This is a genomic window from Vibrio halioticoli NBRC 102217 (genome assembly GCF_000496695.1).
Taxonomy (GTDB): domain Bacteria; phylum Pseudomonadota; class Gammaproteobacteria; order Enterobacterales; family Vibrionaceae; genus Vibrio; species Vibrio halioticoli.
In genome coordinates this window covers 24444-46227 of the sequence record NZ_BAUJ01000043.1, presented here as the reverse complement: position 1 = coordinate 46227, position 21784 = coordinate 24444, and the positions used below count along the sequence as shown (strand labels likewise).

Genomic DNA, 21784 nt, shown 5'->3' with positions numbered 1-21784 from the left:
CATTTCATTAATACCATTCTAGGTAATACCAATTCCGTTAATTAACTTATCAAGTTTAACCAGTCTCTAAAGCAGAGTGAGATGACTCTGCTTTTATCTTCACAAAACCGATTCCACGCTCTACGATTCCACGCTCTACATAGTGTCTCTACAATATCGTCATAATTTTCGAAGCACCTATTTGCTACTTCATTTTGACGCAGCCAACTCCATACCTGTTCTATAGGGTTAAGTTCGGGAGAATAGGGTGGGATATGAATGATGGTGAGGTTCTCAAACTCATCTGCAAGATAGCTCTGGTGCCAACTCGCTTGATCCATGATCACAACAGCATGCTTGCCAGCGGGTGTGGCTTGAGAAATTAATCTGAGTTGCTCTTTCATTGCTTCCATATTGCTCAGGGGAGCCACTATTGCTTCGGCTTCTCCTCTCGTGGCACATACTGCTCCGAAAAGGTATGCATACTCAAACTGCTGTTGTTGTACTACTCTAGGGCGCGTACCTTTCTCTGCCCATATTCGCGTTGTTGTATTGCGTTGACCAAATCTAGCTTCGTCTTGAAACCATATTTGAACATCTTTTAAGGCGACATGACCTGGGATCTTAAGGATCGTTTCGATTGGGAATTTTTTTAAAAGCTTCTTGAGCTTCAATTGACTGCTTAGGATGTTCGGAACGAGTAGTAATCCAACTCAAACCTATGTCATGTAATAACTGATAGAGCGCCGACTTTTTATATGATGTACTGAAATTGCTTTCTATATAGAGCCCAATGTCTTTTGCTTGAAGGCGACCGCCACTCTCATTTACGGCATGTTCGATAACATACTCTTTGAGTTGTGATTTTTGCTCGTCTGTTAGGCGATGAGGTCTACCAGTGTGTGGTTTCTCTTGAAGTCCTTCAAGACCATTGTTGAGATATGCTTTAACCCATTTATTGACGCTTACTCTGCTAACTTTAAGGTACTTAGCTATTTGAGTGCGACTTTTACCGTCAACAAAATGAGAAACGGCTAAATAACGCATTCTAAGTCGAGCGTTGGATGTGGAATTAATCAGACTCGGAAAATCATGCTTCATAAGGACTCCTTTAAGAGCCCATTATTAGATCATAAAATTAACGGAATTGGTATAAAGAGCAATTTCTTGATGTGACAAGTCGATGTCGGCTACGACTTGAGATGCGAGTTAATGGAGAGTGTGTTGTTGGTCCAAACAGCGAGCAGTGGCTTGAAGTTAAAGATACAGTTATAGGTTAATAGAGTTTAAATAGCCTAAACACTGCGTTGTATCAAAGCTGAGACTAAGCACTAAATCAGTACTTAGCCTCTATATTACTTACTCAGCCACACGCTTAATTCGGGAATGAATAAACAGCGCCAGCAGAATGATTGCGCCGCCTACCACTAAGCGGGTCATGTCTACATCGCGGTTCCAGATAGTAACGTTAACTATAAGTCCGGCAGGGATCAGGGCGTTATTCATTATGGCTAGATAGCCGGGGTCGACTTGGCTTGCGCCTCTGTTCCATAGAAAATAGCCTAAACCTGATGCGCCAATGCCAAGCCAAATTAATACGCCAATTTGTACTGGATCGGTCGGTAGCTCGGCTTTGCCCCATAGTAACCAAGCAATACTAACCACCACTAATGCGCCAATATAGAACCAACCAAAAATGTCTTTTTGTGGCATGTCTTCGCGGCTTTCTTTGAAGTATTTGTAGGCGACCTGTCCAAAGGCAAAACAGAGGTTAGAGCACTGCACCACAAAGAAGCCGATCACGTAGTCTTCGGTTAGGTTATCAAAACGGATTACCAAGGCACCGAGTACCGCTACAAGGGCGCTTAAAAGGTATAGAGGGTTGAATTGCTTCTTTAATGCGTCATATATCAAGGTGACGTAAATCGGCGTGAATACGGTGAACACTAATACTTCGGGTACGGTGAGGAGCAAGAAAGATTGGTAGTAAAAAATGTACATTAAGCCAAGCTGTACACCGCCAATGCCCATTAGTTGTAGTGCTTCTTTTTTCTTAACCGCTTTAAGGCGAATAAAAGGTAAAAATACGATAGCGGCTAACGCAATACGTATCCATACCGATACATAAGCATCTACGTGTCCTGCTAAGTAAACGCCAATTAAGCTAAATGATAACGACCAGATGATCGTGGTAACGATTAGATATATCAAAACTACCTCGTATATCGATAATGTAAATTTTCTTGTTTGCGTGGGCCGGTGATGGTCCAACTAAATTCAACTGCCTCGTCTTGCCATTGCACTGTGCCACTATAAAGATCGTCAGCGCAGACATGGGCGGCGTCACTGATCCATTGTTGGGTTTGTGCATGGTAGCTGAGGACAAACAGCTCAACCGCATTGTTGCGACCAAAGCGACTGTGCAGCAGTTTTATTTGATGTTCATTTAAGCGCTGCCAAATAAACTCATTTTGGGTATCGACGGTATAGCCATTTTGCTGAAGGGTAAATTGGCCTGCTTCTTTAAAATAGAGTGTCTGCTGATCTTCAAGCTCACAAGTTACATCACCACTACCTGCACCCGCCCAACCCATAACGGAATTAGCTCCCGGTTGTGATTGATAGTGGTAGTGATTAATTTTTTGCAGCTCTTGCCAAAGATCAAACATCTTGATTACTCATAATTAAAATCAGTTACTTACGTTCTATCTCAGTCTAAAAGACATAACTCATCGATTGAGTTTATTTTTGCTTGCCATAAATCGCTGTCCATAAAAAATCCGATAATCATGACTGAATATCGGATTTAAAGTAGATCAACTATTAGGTCTAAGCGATACCTTGGATAATGACGAATTTCTCTAGTAATTCGTCTTCCGTTTCGACTCGTAGTGGGTCGGTAATTATACACTTAGTAATAGGGCAAACAGACTGACACGTGGGAGTATCATAGTGACCTTTGCACTCAGTACATAGGTCAGGATCTATTTCATAGATTGAGTCGCCCATACTAATTGCGCTATTAGGGCACTCAGGCTCGCACATATCGCAATTAATGCATGTATCTTGTATCAGTAGTGCCATCGATTACTTACCTGATGGGTTACGAGTATCTTGACCTGGGTTTAGGTTACGCATCAATAGAGCGAACTCTAGATCCATATCTTCAGGTACAGGAATAAACACAAAGTGACCGTTACCTTTCGCATCATCAATGCTTTCTGATTTACGGTTTTCCATCACTTCTAGGTTAAATACTACGTTACCTTGTGGAGTCATTAGCTCTAAGCTGTCACCCACCATGAATTTGTTTTTTACTTCAACTTCAACAAGGTCGCCGCGACGTTTACCTGTGAATTCCCCCACAAATTGCTGAGAATCAGAAACAGAGTAACCGTATTCGTAGTTTTGGTAAGCATCGTGAGTGTGACGACGTAGGAAACCTTCTGTGTAACCACGGTGAGCAAGACTCTCTAGAGTGCCGAGTAGGTTTGGATCAAATGGCTTGCCTTCTACTGCATCGTCGATGGCTTTACGGTAAACCTGAGCGGTACGTGCACAGTAATAGAAAGACTTAGTACGGCCTTCAATTTTCAGTGAATGTACACCCATTTTAGTGAGGCGTTCTACGTGTTGAACAGCACGTAAATCTTTAGAGTTCATGATGTAAGTACCATGCTCATCTTCAAACGCTGCCATTTTTTCTTCTGGGCGATGAGATTCTGATAGCAAGATCACTTCATCCGTTGGTTTGCCAAGACCTAGCGTGTTGTCTGGACGCTCTTGGTTTTCGCTAGTTACCGCTTCTTGAATTTCTACGATTTGACCGGCATCGTCTTCAGTGGCTTTTTCTGCTTTGTATTCCCAACGACAAGCATTAGTACAAGTGCCTTGGTTAGGATCACGTTTATTCATGTAACCAGACAGTAAGCAGCGACCTGAGTACGCCATGCACAATGCGCCGTGAACAAAGATTTCGAGTTCAGTTTCTGGGCAGTGCTCGCGGATCTCTTCAATTTCTTCCAGTGAAAGCTCACGAGAAAGAATCACACGTTCAACGCCTTGAGTTGACCAGAATTTCACGGTCGCCCAGTTTACGGCGTTGGCTTGTACTGATAGGTGGATAGCAATATCAGGGAAAGCTTCGCGAACCATCATGATCAGACCAGGATCTGACATGATCAATGCGTCAGGGCCCATTTCTACAACCGGTTTAAGATCGCGAATAAAGGTTTTTAGCTTAGAGTTATGAGGCTGAATGTTACAAACTACATACAGTTTCTTGCCTTGGGCGTGAGCTTCGTCGATACCGATTTGTAGATTTTCGTGGTTGAATTCGTTGTTACGAACACGAAGGCTGTAGCGTGGTTGGCCTGCGTAAACCGCATCTGCACCATAGGCAAAGGCGTAACGCATGTTTTTAAGGCTACCGGCAGGAGAAAGTAATTCTGGTTTGAACATGTTTTTATACTCTATTCTGATTTCAAGTCAGGATCTCGCCACCATGTGTCGAGATATAAGGAGGGCGAATTTTACGGGATTGCCGTAATAATCGCCACTAAAAAAGTATCTATGTCACAAATTGTAGTGCCAAATGCACTTAATTTTTCTCTAAACCACCTAATTCGGTGTGCAGATTACCCACTAATGCTAATAATTCTCCGCTCATTAAAGAGAAATCCGCATCAAAACGAGCGGCTTTATCTTCGCGTGGAATATCTTCATTTTGGTCTTTTAGCTCTTCACCAAATTTTAGACGTTTTAAGCTTGCGTCATCAGCCAGTACAAATTCGATGCGATCTTGCCAGTTTAGCGCCAGCTTAGTGACAAATTTATTGGCTTCGATGTGATTTAAAATCTCTTCGCTTTGCAAGTCTTGTTGCTTACAACGAATGATGCCACCTTCTTCTAAAGGCGATTTTAGTTCGGCTTCATCTAAGATTTCAAAGCCTGTCGGTTGGCTTTCACCTTTAATCCACTCGGTTAAGGTTTGCTCAACAGCTTTTTCTGGAAGTGCAGGAACAACAGGTAAGCTACCGATAGTTTTTCTCAATAGCGCTAATGCATCTTCAGCTTTCTTAGAGCTAGCGGCATCTACAATGACCACGCCATCTTCAACAGAAACAAGCAAATAGGTCAACTGGCTACGAGTGAAAGCGCGTGGCAGTAAGTCCATTAATACTTCATCTTTAATGGTATCGCGCTCGGTTTTTTTCAGGCGACGATTTTCTTGTTGCTCAAGTAGATCCACTTTGTTGGCCACAGCGTCATTAATCACTGAGGCAGGTAGTAGCTTCTCTTCTTTTTTCGCACACAGCAAAATGCGATTTTGCGCGACGTGGCTCAGCAGTTGATCTTGACCAGGCATAGCGAATGACCAACCAAACTTTTGTTTATCTTGGCTACCACAAGGTTTGAATTGAAACTCTTGAAGTTGTTTTTCTAATGTTTCCGTTTCTATCTCTACTTCACGATTGAAGCGGTAGACTAGACAGTTCTTAAACCACATGTTGTGTCCCTGAATTGCGATGGGGAAAACCTAATGATAAATGAAGCCTTGTAATAGTGCCTAGTACAAATTTCGTGTTGTTCAATGAATTTATTATGATTTTTTGTTTTCAATCGCCACAAAACTGTCATAATTTAACTGGATAATATGCGGAGTTTACAAACAGTTGAGGTTATAAAACAAGATGTCTAAAAGAATCCTAGTAGTAGAGGATGAAGCTCCGATCCGTGAAATGCTTTGTTTTGTGCTGGAGCAAAAAGGTTATACGACAGTTGAAGCCGAAGACTATGACACCGCTGTCAGTATGCTTAAAGAACCTTTTCCAGATCTTATTCTTTTAGATTGGATGCTGCCCGGCGGTACCGGTATTAATTTCATCAAACATCTCAAACGTGATGAAATGACTCGCAATATACCGGTGGTTATGTTGACCGCTCGTGGTGAAGAAGAAGACAAAGTTAAAGGCCTTGAAGTAGGCGCTGATGATTACATCACTAAGCCGTTTTCACCGAAAGAGTTAATCGCTCGTCTTAAAGCTGTTATCCGTCGTGCATCTCCTACGTCAACGGAAGAAGCAATTGATGTACGTGGCTTACGCTTAGACCCTGTATCACACCGTGTTACCGCTAATGACCAACCCCTAGATATGGGGCCAACCGAATTTAAAATGTTGCATTTTTTCATGACTCACCAAGAGCGTGTGTACAGTCGTGAGCAGCTATTGAATCATGTTTGGGGTACAAACGTTTATGTAGAAGACAGAACAGTAGATGTTCATATTCGTCGCTTACGTAAAGCCCTAGAAGCAACTGAGCATCATAAACTAGTTCAAACTGTACGTGGTGCAGGTTACCGATTCTCGACTAAAGCCTAACCAGCAGGCTTATCGAACTCTGGAGTTTGCCGTTAGATGGTAGAAAAACTGACATGGAGAAGGCTGGCTTTAGAGCTGGCTTTTTTTTATACCCCTTGGGTATTACTAGGATGGTTTGTAGGTTACATGCCATGGATGCTTTTGATTGCAACTTTGTTGCAGTTAGGATGGCACCTGCATAATCAGATCCGATTCTCGCAATGGTTGTGGAACGACAAACGTCTTTCGCCACCATCAAGCTCTGGTAATTGGGAGCCGCTGTTCAACGGTATGTACCGATTGCAACAGCGCCAGCGTCGTAAGAGAAAAGAACTCACAGGCCTTATTCGCCGTTTTAGAAACGGTGCTGAATCACTGCCGGATGCGGTAGTGGTCTTTCGTGATGAAGGCAATATTGTTTGGTGTAACCGATTGGCTCAGCAATTGTTGGGCTTTCGTTGGCCTGAAGATAGTGAACTGCCAATTACTAATTTATTGCGCACTCCTGACTTTATAAAGTATCTCAACAGAAATGACTTCTCTGAGCCGTTAGAAATTCGTTCCCCGCTAAATGTCGAGCGTATTTTAGAGCTGCGTATTGTGCCGTATACCGATGGTGAACACCTGATGGTCGTCCGTGATGTTTCGCAGCTTAAAACTCTAGAAGGTATGCGTCGTAACTTCTTTGCCAACGTATCTCATGAGTTACGTACACCTATGACGGTGCTACAAGGCTACCTAGAAATGACGGCCGATCCCGATATGCTAATCGGACCTATGTGGCCACGAGCGCATGGCGTGATGACGGAACAACTTAACCGCATGAACAGTCTCGTTGATCAGCTACTGACTTTATCTAAGATTGAAGCGGCTCCTATGGGGGCGGGCGATGATATTGTTGATGTGCCGAAGATGCTACAAATCTTAGAAAAAGAAGCGCAAGCATTAAGTGGTAAGAATGAACATCAATTAGCCTTTGATGTCGATAGCTCACTTAAGATCATTGGTGATGAAGATCAAATGCGCAGCGCAATTTCCAACTTGGTTTATAACGCAGTCAAATACACACCAGCAGGTTCACATATTAATGTCACTTGGGCTGAGACGGCTCTAGGTGCGTCCTTGCAAGTTTCAGATACTGGTGATGGCATTGAGCCTCAACATCTACATAGGCTAACAGAGCGCTTCTACCGTGTTGATAAAGCCCGTTCTAGAGAAACCGGTGGCAGTGGGTTAGGCCTAGCAATCGTCAAACACACTTTGAGCCACCATGATTCACAATTGGAGATCCAAAGTGAGGTAGGTAAGGGAAGTCGATTCTCCTTCGTACTCCCTAAGCGCCTTATTTCTAGGGAGTTAATTGAACAGTGATAGCATCACGACTCGTTGTATTTGCCATGCTTGTGCTGTCGTGGACGGCGCAAGCTGTTCAATTGCCAGACTATCGTCATGTACAAGGGATTTCTGGTAACTTATCTTCTGCGGGCTCAGATTCTTTAGCGGGCATAGTAACAGCGTGGGCGGAAGAGTTTTCAGCGTTGTACCCGAGTGTGAATGTGCAAGTACAAGCGTCGGGCAGTTCGACTGCGGTGCCAGCTTTGACTGAAGGCACAGCTCAGTTTGGACCCATGAGTCGTGAAATGCAGCCCAGTGAAGTGGCCGCATTTGAACGCAACTATGGTTATTCTCCTACTGAGTTAGTCGTAGCTTTGGATGCACTAGGCGTGTTTGTTCATCAAGACAACCCGATTCAAGGGCTTAACTTTGTTGAATTGGATGCGATTTTTTCTGTGACTTATTTCTGTGGTACTAATCGGCATATCGAAACTTGGAGTGACCTTGGCATTTTGCAACCTTGGGGCAAGTTGAAGATCCAAAAATTTGGGCGTAACCCAGTTTCTGGAACCTATGGTGTATTTAAAAGTACCGTATTGTGTGGTGGTGACTTTGATAACTCAGTAAATGAAATGCTCGGCGGCACGTCAGTGGTGCAGGCTGTGGCATCGTCAGTCTCATCAATTGGTTATTCTGGTGTTGCCTCTAAAGCTATGGGCACTCGATTAGTCCCTATCGCTAAATATGACGAGGATTATGTACAACCGACGTCACAGAATATTATTTCAGGCAAATACCCTCTAAGTCGCAAGCTGTATGTGTATGTGAATAAGCAACCCAATAAACCCTTACCGATTAAACAGCGTGAATTTATACGGTTTATTTATTCTAAGCAGGGGCAACATGCCGTTGCTCGTGAAGGTTATATCCCAATTTCTGCGACATTTGCCAAGAAAGAGTTAGCCAAAGTTGGCTTAACGCTTAAATAGTGTTGGATTAGCTTGATGTATTTTTCATCACTTACCGAATGCCGCTTAGGTTAAGTGCTTGACTATGATTGCGGTAAGACTCAAAAGGTGTAGCATCTATCGTCGCTCAACTATCAAATGTGAATTTGATATTGGTATCACCAAGATAGCTGATACTTTAGCTACAGTCTCAAGATCAAAGAAGATCATATGAAATGAATAAGGCTACATCATTGTTAAGAGAGACCAATAGAACTCGTCTGCTCAAAGATAAACTGATTGCGGGATTAGTAAAAGCCAGTGGTTTAGGCATGTTGGTCGGTCTGCTCGGTATTCTTATCTACTTTTTCACCGAAACCATTCCAATTTTTAGCACGTCTAGTTACCAGCAAACTGAGTATCAACTACCCATTGATGGCCGCTCTTTTATCGATACTAAAATTGATAACACGGGTAATAACGGTATTGCGATCAATGACAAAGGTGAGGTGGTCTACTTCTCTTTAAATGATCAGTTTACCGTTCTTAATCAAGCTTTAATCCAGAAAGATCCGGTGGCGATTGCCACTAATACCCCGCGTCCTTGGGTTGCTATGATTGATGCTGGTGGTGATATCGAAGTAGCAATGCCTGAATATATCATTTCGCATTCCAAGAAAAACACAGTGTATACGCCTAACTTAAGAGTGAATGAAGAGCTGTCGGCTTTAGAGTTTGCTGATTCAGGTTTTAAGACCAAATATTTAGGCTTTACGGTAATACAAGAAGGGGCTGTGATTGCTAGGGCAAGTGACAGTAAAGTGGAAGTGCTTGATTATGTTGTTGGACCCAAAGAAGCGACCCACAGCATAAAATCACTGCCCGCAACCTTCGAGCATATCTCTGGCGTATTTGTAGCGAAAAATGGCTTATATATCGTGGTATTGGATGACGATGCTGTGTCTATTTTTTCCCGCCGCACACGAAGTGAGCCTTTTAGCTTATTCTCGCAAAATAAAGATAGGCTGAGAAATGGCTTTCATCGTGCATTTAGTTTCTTAAATGGCGATAAAGGAGCGATTGTTTCTAACTCACGTAATGAGCTCGAGTTTTGGTTCGTCACTTTCCAAAATGAGCGTCGTTTAAGATCGGCTCGAAAATACACCAGTAGCGGTGAGGTTGTTTCTGTTATTCCAGAGCATACGACCAAAGGTTTTTGGACGGTCGGCAAAGATGGCATGTACAGCTTATTTTACGCAACTAGACCAGCGGCAATTTTAAATATTGAAGGTAAAGCACCGCCGCTATTAAGCACTTTATCGCGTAACGATAAATACTTAGTCAATGTCTATAAAGATAAGATCACAAAGTTTGAGATTGAAGCAAGGCACCCTGAAATCTCACTCAAAGAACTGACGCAAAAGGTTCAATATGAGGGATATTCAACCCCTGATTATGTTTGGCAAACCTCATCAACTGAAGAGGATGTAGAGCCTAAATTTAGCTTAATTCCATTGGTATTTGGTACCTTAAAAGCCGCACTGTATGCGATGTTCTTTTCTATCCCAATTGCGGTGTTAGGCGCGGTGTATACCGCCTACTTTATGTCCACTAGAATGCGTAACACCATTAAGCCTGCGATTGAGTTAATGGAAGCTTTACCCACCTTGGTCATCGGTTTTGTCGCCGCGGTTTGGCTAGCACCTATTATGGAAAGGAACTTACTCGCCTTTATGTTGAGTATTCTAGTGATTCCATTTACGGCATTAGGCTGTGGAGGTGCTTGGGCATTGTTGCCTAATCGAGTGAAGTCGCAAGTACCAAAGGGGTTACACCTAGTGACCTTGTTGCCTGTTATTATTCTGGTGTGGGCAGGTTTATTTTATTTTGCGCCTTATCTAGAAAAAATCCTGTTTGAGCATGGGCTCATTTATTTCCTTGCGGATAAAGGCTGGGATTATCAGCAGCGCAATACCTTGGTGGTGGGCATTGCGATGGGGTTTGCGGTTATCCCGACGATTTTTACTATCTCAGAAGATGCGATTTATTCAGTGCCGAAACACCTCTCCAACGGTGCGTTGGCACTTGGTGCAACCGAATGGCAAACCCTAACACGAGTGGTGCTATTAACCGCTAGCCCAGGGATTATCTCCGCCATTATGTTGGGTTTAGGGCGAGCGATGGGCGAAACCATGATAGTGCTGACCGTAACCGGTAATACGCCAATTACTGACTGGAATGTCTTTGAAGGCCTGCGTTCATTAACGGCCACCATTGCCACCGAGTTGCCTGAATCTAAGGTTGGAAGTTCTCACTATCGCTTACTGTTTTTGTCAGCGTTAATTTTATTTTTGTTTACCTTTATTGTGAACAGTGTTGGCGAAAGTGTTCGCCAACGACTTCGCGATAAGTATCGATCTTTATAGGCAGGAATAATCGAGTGATTAATTGGTTCAGATCAGGAAAACCGTGGATTTGGCTAACATCAATGGCCGTAACGATCAGTATTTTATCTATGCTGGCGGTACTGCTGTTTATTGGTTGGAAAGGGATGGGGCATTTTTGGCCACACACGGTGTATGAGTGGAAGAATGAAACGGGCCAATCTTTAATTGGACAGGTGTATCAAAGGCAAGATGTGCCTTGGGAACAACTGTCGATTACTCAGCGTCAAGCGATTCCAAGCAAGTTACGCCAGCAGTTAGCGGAAGAAACCTTGCCTGAGCTTGAACGCTTAGTCATTAAAGTAGGCAATCGTGATGTGTATGGCCATGGGTTTGTTTCTCAATTTACTCACGCATGGTCTAAGCCTGTTGCTGAGCCAGATTTGTTGGTGATAGAAAGAAAACGCGGTGGGCAGTTTTTTGGGCGAGTTGTTGCCTCTGAAAGTGACGGGAAAACCGAAACGATTCAGTCATCACAACAGCTTGAACAATTGCTGAAACTCACCGAGTCTGAACATGAAAAGATTGAAACCCTGTTTGAGAATGCGGTGCAGCCTTTAACAAAAGGTATAGAAAGAAAGGAGTCGGTGCTAAATAGACTGTTGGAAGACGGGTCTAACGATCACCAGCGCATTGCCGAATTAGAATCAATAGAAGAGCAATTACGCGCCAATAGAACCCAAGCAGAATTGCACATAGAGCAGATCCGAGAGCATATTGAGCAGCATATGCTGGTGGTTAAAGATATGAATAATGATCTGCACCGCATTAGCTTTGGCACCATATTAGATGCTTGGTACCCTAATCAAATGACCTTAGTGGATAAGCTTGGACATTGGTTTAAACAAGGTGTGAATTTTCTGATTTCAGAGCCGAGAGAGTCTAACTCTGAGGGTGGAGTTTTTCCTGCCATATTTGGCACTATCTTATTAGTGATCTTAATGTCGGTAGCGGTAATGCCTTTGGGTGTTCTGGCAGGGTTGTATTTACATGAATACGCACATAAGCATTGGATAACCCGCTTAATGCGTATTACGGTGCAAAACTTGGCGGGTGTGCCGTCTATTGTGTATGGGGTATTTGGGCTAGGTTTCTTTGTTTATACCTTAGGTGGCAGTATTGATGAGATCTTTTACTCGGATAATTTGCCTGCGCCGACCTTTGGTACGCCCGGTTTATTATGGGCTTCTTTGACTTTAGCTATGCTGACGCTGCCTGTGGTGGTGGTGACCATCGAAGATGGCTTATCTCGCATACCAAAATCGGTCAGAGATGGTGCCTTTGCACTTGGCGCGACGAAATCGGAAACCATTTTTAAAGTCGTGTTGCCTATGGCAATGCCTGCGGTGTTAACCGCTTTGATTTTAGCGGTAGCACGAGCGGCCGGTGAAGTTGCGCCATTGATGCTGGTTGGGGTGGTGAAACTGGCTCCAAACTTACCCATTGATGGACAATTTCCTTATATGCACCTAGAGCGTAAGTTTATGCATTTAGGTTTTCATATTTATGATGCGGGTTTTCAGACAACCAATTTAGAAGGAGCAAAGTCGTTGGTGTACGCAACCTCTATGCTACTTGTGACCGTCATTGTCGGATTGAATTTAATCGCAATTCGCATCAGAAACTCTTTACGTAATAGCTACCGAAATTTAGGATTTGATGATCATGTATTCTAGCTCTGCAAACATAAATGTCTTGCGACCTCTTGATGTTGCTAACTTATCTGAAAAAAATACGGCAATAGAGATAGAAAATCTCAATCTTTATTATCGTAAAAAACAGGTATTGCATGATATTTCAATGCGCATACCAAAAGGTAAAGTAACGGCCTTCATTGGACCGTCGGGTTGTGGTAAATCCACCATTATGCGCTCAATCAATCGTATGAATGATTTGGTTGAGGGGTGTAAGGTTGAAGGGGCTATTCGACTATTAGGGCATGATATTTACGGTGAAGATGTGGATGTCTCAGCACTGAGACGACGCATTGGTATGGTGTTTCAAAAGCCAAATCCATTCCCTAAAACTGTGTATGAAAACGTTATTTTTGGGCTTAGGTTGCAAGGTATTCGCAACAGTCGAGTGCTTGATGATTGTTGTGAGCGAGCATTACGTGGTGCAGGATTATGGGACGAAGTAAAAAATCGTCTGCATGAAAGCGCGGTCAGTTTAGCCGCAGGTCAGCAGCAGCGTCTGGTGATTGCTAGAGCCATTGCCATTGAACCTGAAGTGCTACTGCTGGATGAACCGACTTCATCATTAGACCCGATTTCAACGTTAACCATTGAAGAGTTGATCAACGATTTAAAAACGAAATATACCGTGGTTATCGTGACACATAACATGCAACAGGCGGCAAGGGTCAGTGATTTTACCGCTTTTGTGCATATGGGGCGCATTGTCGAATATGCAGATACAGATACGGTATTTACTTCGCCAAAAGAGAAGAAAACGGAAGACTACATCACAGGTCGCATTGGTTAAGGCATTGGTTAAGGAGTATTAAGCTAAATGCACACAGGTCGCCATATATCAGGGCAATATAACGTAGAGCTTGAGGCTATTCGTAGTCATGTTTTAACCATGGGTGGTTTGGTTGAACAGCAATTAGCGTATGCGTTACGTTCTTTGGTTAAACAAGATTATCAATTGGCAAAGAAAGTGGTTGCCGAGGATCATAACGTAAATTCGATGGAAGTGGTCATTGATGAAGCTTGTACTCGAATTATTGCCAGACGTCAGCCGACGGCGGGTGATTTAAGGCTGGTTATGAGCATCATCAAAACCATTACCGAGCTCGAACGTATTGGCGATGTGGCTTCTCACCTTGCTCGCACCTCGTTAGAGAACAAAAGCTCTGATCCTCGTTATCAAAACTCATTAGAACCTCTGTGTCGCTTAGCGATAGGTATGTTGCATCAAGTGTTAGATGCCTTTGCTCGCCTCGATATTGACGCTGCTGCACACATCTATGATATGGATGATAGGGTGGATGAAGAGTATCAAAATATTATCCGCCAACTGACACAAAACATGATGGATGAACCGAACATGATCCCAACCATCTTACAAGTCATGTGGTCAGCACGAGCGATTGAACGAGTGGGAGACCGCTGTCAGAATATTTGTGAATACATTATTTACTGCGTCAAAGGGAAAGACGTTCGACACTCAGACAACCAAGAAATTGATAAATACAAAGGCAGTGAATCTGTTTAGCGAATATTGTCTAACGTCTGCTTCATGGCTTGAATGGCATTAAAATCCGTTACTGGGATCTGAAAATCATCGATAGTATTCGCGCCCATTTGCGCTTCATTTTGGATATGGAGCATGTGACTTGGGCGCACGCTTTTACCTGATAGGTGCAATTCATCAACGCCGCTTTGCTCAATAATGTACTGGGCATTGTGAGCATTAACGCCTGCGCCCGCCATGATGTTAATACGCCCTGCCGCTTGTTGATGCATGTTTGCTAGAGTAGCAACGCCTTGTTCTGCTGTGCTTTTTTGCCCTGAAGTTAGCACTCGCTCACATCCTAGCTTGATAACATCTTCCAGTGCCTGTGTGATGTTCTTACATTGGTCGATCGCTCGATGAAAGGTCACACCCATCCCCGTTGCCGCATCAACAAGTTTCTGACACGCTTCGTAATTCACCTCAGCTTGCGCCGTTAGAATGCCAATAACTACGCCATCTAGCTTGGCACGTTTAGCAGCTTTGATGTCTTCTAGCATGATTGCCACTTCGGCCTCAGAGAATAAGAAGTCTCCCTGACGCGGTCTAATCATGGCGTAAATAGGGATGCTAGCGTGTTGCTTGGCTTGTCGCATGAAGCCGTAGCTTGGGGTGAGTCCTCCCAAAGTTAAGGACGAGCATAGCTCGATACGAGTGGCTCCTGCTTTTATTGCAGTGCTGAGTGACTCAATGTTGTCGATACACACTTCAATTTGATACGGCATAAAAAAACCTGATTTATAGAGATCTAAAGTTATAGAAAAACAAAGGACTCCAAGAGTCCTTTGTGGTTTTACTTATTTATGTGGAAACGGAAGGGTTAATGTCCACCCTGCGTTTTTCCAATACAGCTGCTCTTGCTCTAAACCTAACAGAAGCAGGCTATTTTCAGTAAAGTATTCTGGCGCGGTGTGTGTCAAAATCCATTCGCCATCTTTAATGGTCAATTGCCATAAATTGGCTTTGGCATCGTTTCGAGACACATTGATGACAATGGCTAAGCGCAAAATCTTAATCAGGTCGAGAATGTTATTTTTCGCATACAGGCTAAACTCTTGCATCTCGTTCAGCTTTAACGCTTTACGTTGATAACGAGCTAAAGTGGCGATCAGTCGTTGTTGCTCACTATTAAAGCCCGGCATATTGGTGTGCTGTAATAGATAATGAGAGTGACGATGATAACCGCGATAACTCAAACTAAGGCCCACTTCATGTAGCAGTGCCGCCCAGTTAAGCAGTTTCACTAACTCACTGTTTTTCTCTAAATCGGTGTCGCTGATCACTTGTTTGAGGAAGTGCTTAGCATGCACTCTTACTCGGTTGGCTTGTTCAACATCGATTCGATGTTTTAGTGCCAGATTTTCTGCGGTGCGCATCCGAATATCAGAGTGAGTAAACTTTTTCTCCATTTCGTACATTACGCCCTCTCGCAAAGCGCCGGGAGAATAATGCAACTCATCAATATCTAGCGATTCTAATATCGCTTGTAAGATAGCAACGCCGGGAGCAAGAACAGACAATCGCTCTTCTAAAATCCCTTTTATAACAATCTTATCAACGCGTTTAAATTCACATAGGTGAGTGGTGAGTTTTTTAAGTCGTTTAGAGGTGATTATGCCATCTTCAAAACCAAGTGAAATCAGACATTCGCGGATAGCTTTCACTGTACCTGATGAGCCTAATGCTAGTTCCCAACCACGTTGTTTGTACTGCTTGGCTAAAAACTCAAGCTGACGTTGCGCGGCAAGGTTGGCCTCAGTAAAGTTGTTACTGGTGAGTTTGCCATCGCTAAAATAGCGATGAGCATAGCTAACACAGCCCATTTGTTGGCTGTTGACTAGTTCAGAGTCAAAGCCTTCACCAATGATGAGCTCGGTGCTTCCACCGCCGATATCGATAACTAATTTGTTCTTTGATACCGGCTGAGTATGCGCAACGCCAAGATAGATCAAACGTGCTTCTTCCTCCCCGGGAATCAATTCGATAGGGAAGGGAAGCACCTGCTGTGCTCGTTGAATAAACTGGTTGGCGTTTTTGGCAATACGTAAGGTATGGGTAGCAACCATTCGAACGTTATTGACTTTAAAGCCTTCCAGTCGTTCAGAAAACATAGCTAGGCAATCTAGCCCACGTTGCATGGATTCTTCAGATAAGAGGTTGTGCTCATCTAAGCCACTGGCGAGTTTCACTCGTTGCTTGTGGCGACTGACTATTTGTAAGTCTTGTCCAACAACCTTAGCAACTACCATATGGAAGCTGTTAGAGCCAAGGTCGATGGCGGCGATATCCTTTTCTAGAGCAGCTTCACTATTTTGTGTTGAGTTAGGCTGTTTCAATTGCTGGCTCACTCAGTTTTCTTACCTGTTTTTCGGTTTGCTTGATGTAATTGTAGGTCGCCACTTGAGATCTAACTTTACGGCGATTACCTCGTGCCACATAAGCATTCGACATCTCTTTATCGATCCATCGAGCTTTGACTGTGTCCGTGAATTGTAGCTCGATAATATCTTTAATTCTCTGTTTTAATTGAGGATCGTTAACTGGGGCTGCAACCTCAATGCGGTTTTCCATATTGCGAGTCATCCAGTCAGCAGAAGAGATATAGACTTTATTGTCACCATTATTTTCAGTAATAAGCACTCTTGGGTGCTCAAGGAATCGGTCAATCACACTGATAATTTGAATGTTGTCACTCACACCTTCAACCCCCGGCACTAGAGAACACATACCGCGGATAATCATACGCACAGGCACACCTGCAGTACTTGCTTGGTAGAGCTTGTTGATCAAACCTTTATCAACCAAGTTATTTACTTTTAAAGTAATGCCTGATTTACGGCCTTCGTTTGCGTGCTCAATTTCGCAGTCGATCAATTCGTACAGACGCTCACGAGAGTTTCTTGGTGACACAATCAGCTGTTTAAACTTCACTGGACGATAAGGGTTTTCAATGTAACCAAACACTTGGCGTACTTCATCGGTGATTTCTTGCTTAGCCGTTAGTAGTGAGAAATCGGTATAAATACGCGCGGTTTTTTCATGGAAGTTACCTGTACCAATATGCGCGTAACGTTTGATGGTTTCGCCTTCTCTACGGTTAATAAGCAATAACTTAGAGTGAATTTTAAGGCCCGGCGCGCCAAAAATAACGTGTACACCTGCGTCAGTAAGGCGTTTTGACCATAAGATATTGGCTTTTTCATCAAAGCGAGCTTGCAGTTCTACCACAACGGTGACGTTCTTACCGTTGTTGACAGCATCGATAAGCGAGTTCATCAGTCTTGAACCTTTCGCAACACGATAGATATTAATCTTTATGCTAATGACCTTAGGATCAAAAGAGGCTTCTCGAACAAGCTCAGAGATGTGATCAAAGGTGTGGTAAGGATAATGAAGAAGAATATCCTCGGCACGAATCGCATCAAAACTGTTACGATAGTTATCAAATACCGCTGCTTTTATTGGCGGAAGTGGTTTATTTTCTAAGTAATCACGCCCTACATTAGGGAAGCCAATAAAGTCTTTAAAGTTATGGTAACGACCACCCGGAATTAAACTGTCGTAGTTAGAGATTTCTAGTTTACGGCATAGAAACTCAAGCATTGCTGCTGGCATGGTTTTTTCATACACAAAACGTACCGGCATCGCAGAAAGACGTTGGCTAAGCCCTTCCGACATTTGTTCTAGTAGACTGTGCTCTACTTCGTAACTTAAGTCATATTCTGCATCACGAGTCATCTTCATTGAATAACAGTTGATTTCATCGTATTCAAAGAAATCACCAAAAATATCATCAAGACAGTGACGTATGACGTTGTCGAGAAGGATAATGGTTTTTCTGCGATTGCCTTTTTGCTCAGGAACCATCACAAATCGAGGTAAATGGTCGGTTGGGATTTCTAAAAGTGCATATTGAGAAACATTGTTCTTAACTAGGGAGACACAAAGGTAGGCACATTCATCTTTAAGGAAATCTAATACGTTGATTTCTTCGTGCATCACGATAGGTGTGATGTGAGGAAGCACCTCTTTGCGAAAGAACTTCTTGATCCATTGTTGCTGAGTTTGATCAATTTGAGATTCATTTACTAAGAAGATTCGACGGCGCGCCATTTCCAGAAGTAATTCGCCGTAAAGCTCATCAAACTTTTGATTAAGTTTCATGGCTTTACTTTGCATTTTACTGAGTAGACGTTTGGATTTGTCTTGGCGTTTGTGTTCTTGGTTGATCAAAATACGGCGTTTTACATCAGAGAAGCGCACTTTGTAGAACTCATCTAGGTTGTTTGAGAAGATACCTAGGAAGCGGATTCTTTCGATCAATGGAACTGATTTGTCAGCGGCTTCTTGCAGCACGCGCTCATTGAAAGAAAGCCAGCTAAGTTCTTTTTCTACATATAGTTTTTCTGTGCTCATCGCTATTCCGTTTTTCTAAATTACAATGCGGGGGAAATGTCAAACATTGGATGGCGAAAATATTATTACGGTAGGATTTCATTTGTGTGACAATTACCACATAAGCGGTAAAAAAATACGTATCACGGTGAAAAAGGAAGCGAGTGGAGTGAATAGCAAACAAAAAAAGCCGGTCAATACAAAGTATTGACCGGCTTAGAATTTTTATTGCTGTGGTAAGACTTAAATTATTTACCTAGGTCTTCAGCGTGCTCAGATAGGAATGCTGCAACGCCTGTTGGAGATGCGTCCATACCTGCTTTACCTTCTTCCCACTGTGCAGGACAAACTTCACCGTTCTTTTGGTGGAAGTTTAGAGCGTCAACCATGCGTAGCATTTCATCGATGTTACGGCCTAGTGGAAGGTCGTTAACTACTTGGTGGCGAACTAGGCCATCTTCGTCGATTAGGAAAGAACCACGGAAAGCAACGCCAGCTTCTGGATGCTCAACGTCGTATGCTTTGCAGATTTCATGTTTGATATCAGCAACTAGAGGATACTTAACTTGACCAATACCGCCATCATCGATAGCAGTGTTACGCCATGCGTTGTGAGAGAACTGAGAATCGATAGATACGCCGATTACTTCAACGCCTTTATCTTGGAAGTCTTGGAAACGGTTGTCGAACGCGATCAACTCTGAAGGACATACGAAAGTGAAGTCTAGTGGGTAGAAGAAAACTACCGCTTTCTTACCTTTAGTGAATTCTGCGAAGTTAAAGTTATCGACGATTTCACCGTTGCCTAGTACAGCTGATGCTGTGAAATCTGGTGCTTGACGGCCTACTAATACCATTTTGAGCTCCTAAATATGTAATTGTGCCTGAGTTTCAGGTCGGTTCCATGTTTTACGGGACAAACTATAATACAGAATATACTATTGAAAAAAGCGAATTAAATAGATTGAGTTAATCGATAAAAGCGATGTATCCAAATTGTTAACTTACTCTCAACGCAATGCTTCTAAATAGGTGATTTAAAATTTTTCATGAATAAATGGCCCAGCTTAAAACAACTGCACTATCTGATTACTTTGTATGAGACCCGTCACTTTGGTGAGGCTGCTCAGCGCTGTTTTGTCAGTCAATCCACGTTAAGTAAAGGTATTCAAAACCTTGAAAAACACTTTGGCTGTACCTTGTATGAGAAGCAAGATAAAAAAAGTGCCCTAGTGTTTACTCATGTGGGGGATTTGGTGGTCAAGCAAGGCCGCGAATTGCTGACCAAAAGCCAAGATCTCACAGCGCTTGGACAACTGGCTTGTGGCGGAGCAATGAAAGGGCAGTTACGACTAGGAGCCATTCCCACTATTGCGCCTTTTTTATTGAGTGGCTTGGTTCGAGAAGTGAATGAGAGTTTTCCTGATCTGACGCTTTTGCTACGAGAAGATACCACCGCTAATTTATTAACGGCCTTACAAAATGGTCAGTTAGATGTGTTGGTGTTAGCGCTTCCAGTAGACATTGGTAACTTAGCCAGCAAAGTGGTTGGTAGGGATCAATTTAAAATGGTGATCAGTGAGTCACAAGCAAACAGCATTAAGATACCGCTGCATTATAGTGATCTTCCGGATGAGTCAGTGTTTCTATTAGAGAGAGAGCACTGTTTGACCGATCATGCGGTATCAGCGTGTAATTTGACAGAAAAGAGCAAGATAAACCCTTTTACAGCCACCAGTTTGCACACTTTAGTACAGATGGTCGCAAATGGACTTGGCACAACCTTTATCCCTCAAATGGCGATAGATCATGGCTTGCTCGACAAGCATTCGTTGATAGTGATTGATCCTCCCGGGCGACAAGCTTATCGCGATATCGGTTTAGTTTGGCGACCAAGCAATACCCGCACCGAAACCTTTATGCAATTGGCTCAAGTGGTCAAAAAGCTGTTAGATAGGTAAATACTCGCACAATATCTAATGCTGATATCTCGGCTATTTTTCAGAAAGATCCACTATTTATTTGATCCTACAAAGTGTGTGGTCTTTACTGAAAAAGAGCAGTGGGGGGTTATCATGCAAAAACATCAGTTCGACCAATGGATTCATGCTGATATCGAGCGGCATATGGAAGTGCCAAAAGTGTTCGTTATTGGGTGTGCTGATCTGTCTACTTATCAACTGGCCGTTGAATTTAAACATAAACTTGAACCGATTCGTGAAGACGATAAACCTATGTCTTTCGCCTCATTAGAAGTGGTCAAAGAAGAGTTGATTAAGTTGGGATTAGACAGTGCTTATTTACGTTTGCACAACGCGTATGATGAGTTTGGCACTCTAGAGGGGCAACCTTACTATGATATTGAATTATCGCTAAAGAGTTACTGAACCTTGTTCTTTATTCACCCACGTTATTGAGCTCTAGCAATATAGAGTGGGTAAAGTTACTGCGAAGATAAAACCCTCTTGGTAGTGTTTTTATATGTTTACCGCTTGCTCCATAGGCATCGGTTAATGCACGGCTATTCGCCGCTTTAGGGCGGATTTGCATCACTTGTCCATGCTTGGCGCTTATCTCATTGATGCGACCCGTTGCGATCATTTCCATCAATTCTTCCCAATCTTCACGCAATAGATCTTCTTGAGTTGGCGTTGGTGTCCACAGTTTAGGAAAACCTACGTGGCGTTCACTCAGTGGCAGTTCTCTTTCTCCTTCCACAGGAACCCACAGTACCTTGCTTAGTTTTTGTCGAATATGGCTTTGTTGCCAAGTCAGGCCATGGATCCCGGTTAACGGAGCTACGCAAACAAAAGTGCTTTCTAGAGGTTTGCCTGTATAGCTAAGCGGGATGGTTTTTAGCTCAATACCAAGATGGGCAAAATCTTGCTCAGGGCGACTGCCTGCTTCTGCGCCAAGATGCCTTTCAATTAATTGTCCAACCCAGCCTTTATCACGACGAAGATCCTTTGGTACTGCAATACCCGCTTCTTCTGCCAGTTCTGAAAATGAGTATCCAGTCAGTGATTGTGCTCGATTGAGTAACTCTTGCTCGGTTTTAGGAGGTGCTATCTGCACAGGGCTCTCC

At 43.1% G+C, this 21784-nt stretch carries 20 protein-coding genes; 9 read left to right on the top strand and 11 right to left on the bottom strand.

All coding sequences use genetic code 11. The annotated features are described in order from the left end of the window. Window positions 1-41: 41 nt before the first annotated feature. The 6 genes from VHA01S_RS18170 to rdgC form a co-directional block, all read right to left on the bottom strand. Window positions 42-1080 (bottom strand): IS630 family transposase gene (locus tag VHA01S_RS18170; protein ID WP_162890996.1). Its coding sequence is split into 2 segments (ribosomal slippage): window positions 42-627 and window positions 626-1080, totalling 1041 coding nucleotides; the frame shifts between segments, so codons are not numbered across the junction. Window positions 1081-1338: 258 nt separating this feature from the next. Further along, complete coding sequence (locus VHA01S_RS12755) at window positions 1339-2190, bottom strand: DMT family transporter (RefSeq protein WP_023404777.1); 852 nt, start codon at window positions 2188-2190, stop codon at window positions 1339-1341. 2 nt (window positions 2191-2192) lie between these two features. Then, a complete protein-coding gene (locus tag VHA01S_RS12750) occupies window positions 2193-2648 on the bottom strand; it encodes a DUF6314 family protein (RefSeq protein WP_023404776.1) in 456 nt (151 codons plus the stop codon). Window positions 2649-2808: 160 nt separating this feature from the next. After that, window positions 2809-3063, bottom strand: a complete 255-nt coding sequence (locus tag VHA01S_RS12745) for a YfhL family 4Fe-4S dicluster ferredoxin (protein WP_023404775.1) — start codon at window positions 3061-3063, stop codon at window positions 2809-2811. 3 nt (window positions 3064-3066) lie between these two features. Continuing rightward, entirely contained in the window at window positions 3067-4440 is a 1374-nt protein-coding gene (gene trhP / locus VHA01S_RS12740; protein ID WP_023404774.1) for a prephenate-dependent tRNA uridine(34) hydroxylase TrhP, read from the bottom strand. Window positions 4441-4579: 139 nt separating this feature from the next. Next, window positions 4580-5488 carry a recombination-associated protein RdgC gene (rdgC, locus tag VHA01S_RS12735; protein ID WP_023404773.1) on the bottom strand — a complete coding sequence of 303 codons (909 nt, stop codon included), beginning with the start codon at window positions 5486-5488 and terminating at the stop codon, window positions 4580-4582. Window positions 5489-5672: 184 nt separating this feature from the next. Between rdgC and phoB the strand changes: the two genes are divergently transcribed. From phoB to phoU, 7 genes are all read left to right on the top strand, one after another. Continuing rightward, complete coding sequence (gene phoB, locus VHA01S_RS12730) at window positions 5673-6362, top strand: phosphate regulon transcriptional regulator PhoB (protein ID WP_023404772.1); 690 nt, start codon at window positions 5673-5675, stop codon at window positions 6360-6362. 36 nt (window positions 6363-6398) lie between these two features. Next, complete coding sequence (phoR, locus tag VHA01S_RS12725; protein ID WP_023404771.1) at window positions 6399-7712, top strand: phosphate regulon sensor histidine kinase PhoR; 1314 nt, start codon at window positions 6399-6401, stop codon at window positions 7710-7712. Between the two features lie 26 nt (window positions 7713-7738). Then, complete coding sequence (locus VHA01S_RS12720; protein ID WP_052029620.1) at window positions 7739-8665, top strand: PstS family phosphate ABC transporter substrate-binding protein; 927 nt, start codon at window positions 7739-7741, stop codon at window positions 8663-8665. Between the two features lie 194 nt (window positions 8666-8859). After that, a complete protein-coding gene (locus VHA01S_RS12715; RefSeq protein WP_023404769.1) occupies window positions 8860-11049 on the top strand; it encodes an ABC transporter permease subunit in 2190 nt (729 codons plus the stop codon). Beyond that, window positions 11046-12743, top strand: coding sequence for a phosphate ABC transporter permease PstA (gene pstA / locus VHA01S_RS12710; RefSeq protein ID WP_498026924.1), 1698 nt, complete (start codon window positions 11046-11048; stop codon window positions 12741-12743). The genes VHA01S_RS12715 and pstA overlap by 4 nt, the downstream gene beginning before the upstream one ends. Then, window positions 12733-13551, top strand: coding sequence for a phosphate ABC transporter ATP-binding protein PstB (gene pstB, locus VHA01S_RS12705; RefSeq protein WP_023404767.1), 819 nt, complete (start codon window positions 12733-12735; stop codon window positions 13549-13551). Before pstA ends, pstB begins: the two co-directional genes overlap by 11 nt. A gap of 27 nt (window positions 13552-13578) precedes the next feature. Beyond that, the gene (gene phoU / locus VHA01S_RS12700) at window positions 13579-14286 is read left to right on the top strand and encodes a phosphate signaling complex protein PhoU (protein WP_023404766.1); all 708 of its coding nucleotides are present in this window, start codon (window positions 13579-13581) and stop codon (window positions 14284-14286) included. Here the strand turns inward: phoU and VHA01S_RS12695 are convergent. From VHA01S_RS12695 to VHA01S_RS12680, 4 genes are all read right to left on the bottom strand, one after another. Continuing rightward, the gene (locus VHA01S_RS12695; protein ID WP_023404765.1) at window positions 14283-15029 is read right to left on the bottom strand and encodes a copper homeostasis protein CutC; all 747 of its coding nucleotides are present in this window, start codon (window positions 15027-15029) and stop codon (window positions 14283-14285) included. The two genes, phoU and VHA01S_RS12695, sit on opposite strands and share 4 nt — an antisense overlap. A gap of 72 nt (window positions 15030-15101) precedes the next feature. After that, a complete protein-coding gene (gene ppx, locus VHA01S_RS12690; RefSeq protein ID WP_039970868.1) occupies window positions 15102-16652 on the bottom strand; it encodes an exopolyphosphatase in 1551 nt (516 codons plus the stop codon). Further along, window positions 16627-18720: a polyphosphate kinase 1 gene (gene ppk1 / locus VHA01S_RS12685; RefSeq protein WP_023404763.1), complete on the bottom strand. Its 2094-nt coding sequence runs from the start codon at window positions 18718-18720 to the stop codon at window positions 16627-16629. Before ppk1 ends, ppx begins: the two co-directional genes overlap by 26 nt. 227 nt (window positions 18721-18947) lie before the next feature. Beyond that, window positions 18948-19556 (bottom strand): peroxiredoxin C, encoded by a 609-nt coding sequence (locus tag VHA01S_RS12680; RefSeq protein ID WP_023404762.1) that lies wholly within the window; start codon window positions 19554-19556, stop codon window positions 18948-18950. Window positions 19557-19748: 192 nt separating this feature from the next. Between VHA01S_RS12680 and VHA01S_RS12675 the strand changes: the two genes are divergently transcribed. Both VHA01S_RS12675 and VHA01S_RS12670 read left to right on the top strand, forming a co-directional pair. Then, window positions 19749-20660: a hydrogen peroxide-inducible genes activator gene (locus VHA01S_RS12675; RefSeq protein WP_023404761.1), complete on the top strand. Its 912-nt coding sequence runs from the start codon at window positions 19749-19751 to the stop codon at window positions 20658-20660. 114 nt (window positions 20661-20774) lie between these two features. Then, window positions 20775-21086 carry a DUF6482 family protein gene (locus VHA01S_RS12670; RefSeq protein WP_039970880.1) on the top strand — a complete coding sequence of 104 codons (312 nt, stop codon included), beginning with the start codon at window positions 20775-20777 and terminating at the stop codon, window positions 21084-21086. Window positions 21087-21096: 10 nt separating this feature from the next. Here the strand turns inward: VHA01S_RS12670 and mutH are convergent, their stop codons facing one another. After that, entirely contained in the window at window positions 21097-21774 is a 678-nt protein-coding gene (mutH, locus tag VHA01S_RS12665; RefSeq protein WP_023404759.1) for a DNA mismatch repair endonuclease MutH, read from the bottom strand. Window positions 21775-21784 lie beyond the last annotated feature (10 nt).

Bases quoted from the DNA above. Each gene is read 5' to 3' on its own strand.
- VHA01S_RS12750 (WP_023404776.1), bottom strand. From the start codon at position 2,648: ATGTTTGATCTTTGGCAAGAGCTGCAAAAAATTAATCACTACCACTAT.
- VHA01S_RS12745 (WP_023404775.1), bottom strand. From the start codon at position 3,063: ATGGCACTACTGATACAAGATACATGCATTAATTGCGATATGTGCGAG.
- trhP (WP_023404774.1), bottom strand. From the start codon at position 4,440: ATGTTCAAACCAGAATTACTTTCTCCTGCCGGTAGCCTTAAAAACATG.
- rdgC (WP_023404773.1), bottom strand. From the start codon at position 5,488: ATGTGGTTTAAGAACTGTCTAGTCTACCGCTTCAATCGTGAAGTAGAG.
- phoB (WP_023404772.1), top strand. From the start codon at position 5,673: ATGTCTAAAAGAATCCTAGTAGTAGAGGATGAAGCTCCGATCCGTGAA.
- phoR (WP_023404771.1), top strand. From the start codon at position 6,399: ATGGTAGAAAAACTGACATGGAGAAGGCTGGCTTTAGAGCTGGCTTTT.
- VHA01S_RS12720 (WP_052029620.1), top strand. From the start codon at position 7,739: ATGCTTGTGCTGTCGTGGACGGCGCAAGCTGTTCAATTGCCAGACTAT.
- VHA01S_RS12715 (WP_023404769.1), top strand. From the start codon at position 8,860: ATGAATAAGGCTACATCATTGTTAAGAGAGACCAATAGAACTCGTCTG.
- pstB (WP_023404767.1), top strand. From the start codon at position 12,733: ATGTATTCTAGCTCTGCAAACATAAATGTCTTGCGACCTCTTGATGTT.
- phoU (WP_023404766.1), top strand. From the start codon at position 13,579: ATGCACACAGGTCGCCATATATCAGGGCAATATAACGTAGAGCTTGAG.
- VHA01S_RS12695 (WP_023404765.1), bottom strand. From the start codon at position 15,029: ATGCCGTATCAAATTGAAGTGTGTATCGACAACATTGAGTCACTCAGC.
- ppk1 (WP_023404763.1), bottom strand. From the start codon at position 18,720: ATGAGCACAGAAAAACTATATGTAGAAAAAGAACTTAGCTGGCTTTCT.
- VHA01S_RS12680 (WP_023404762.1), bottom strand. From the start codon at position 19,556: ATGGTATTAGTAGGCCGTCAAGCACCAGATTTCACAGCATCAGCTGTA.
- VHA01S_RS12675 (WP_023404761.1), top strand. From the start codon at position 19,749: ATGAATAAATGGCCCAGCTTAAAACAACTGCACTATCTGATTACTTTG.
- VHA01S_RS12670 (WP_039970880.1), top strand. From the start codon at position 20,775: ATGCAAAAACATCAGTTCGACCAATGGATTCATGCTGATATCGAGCGG.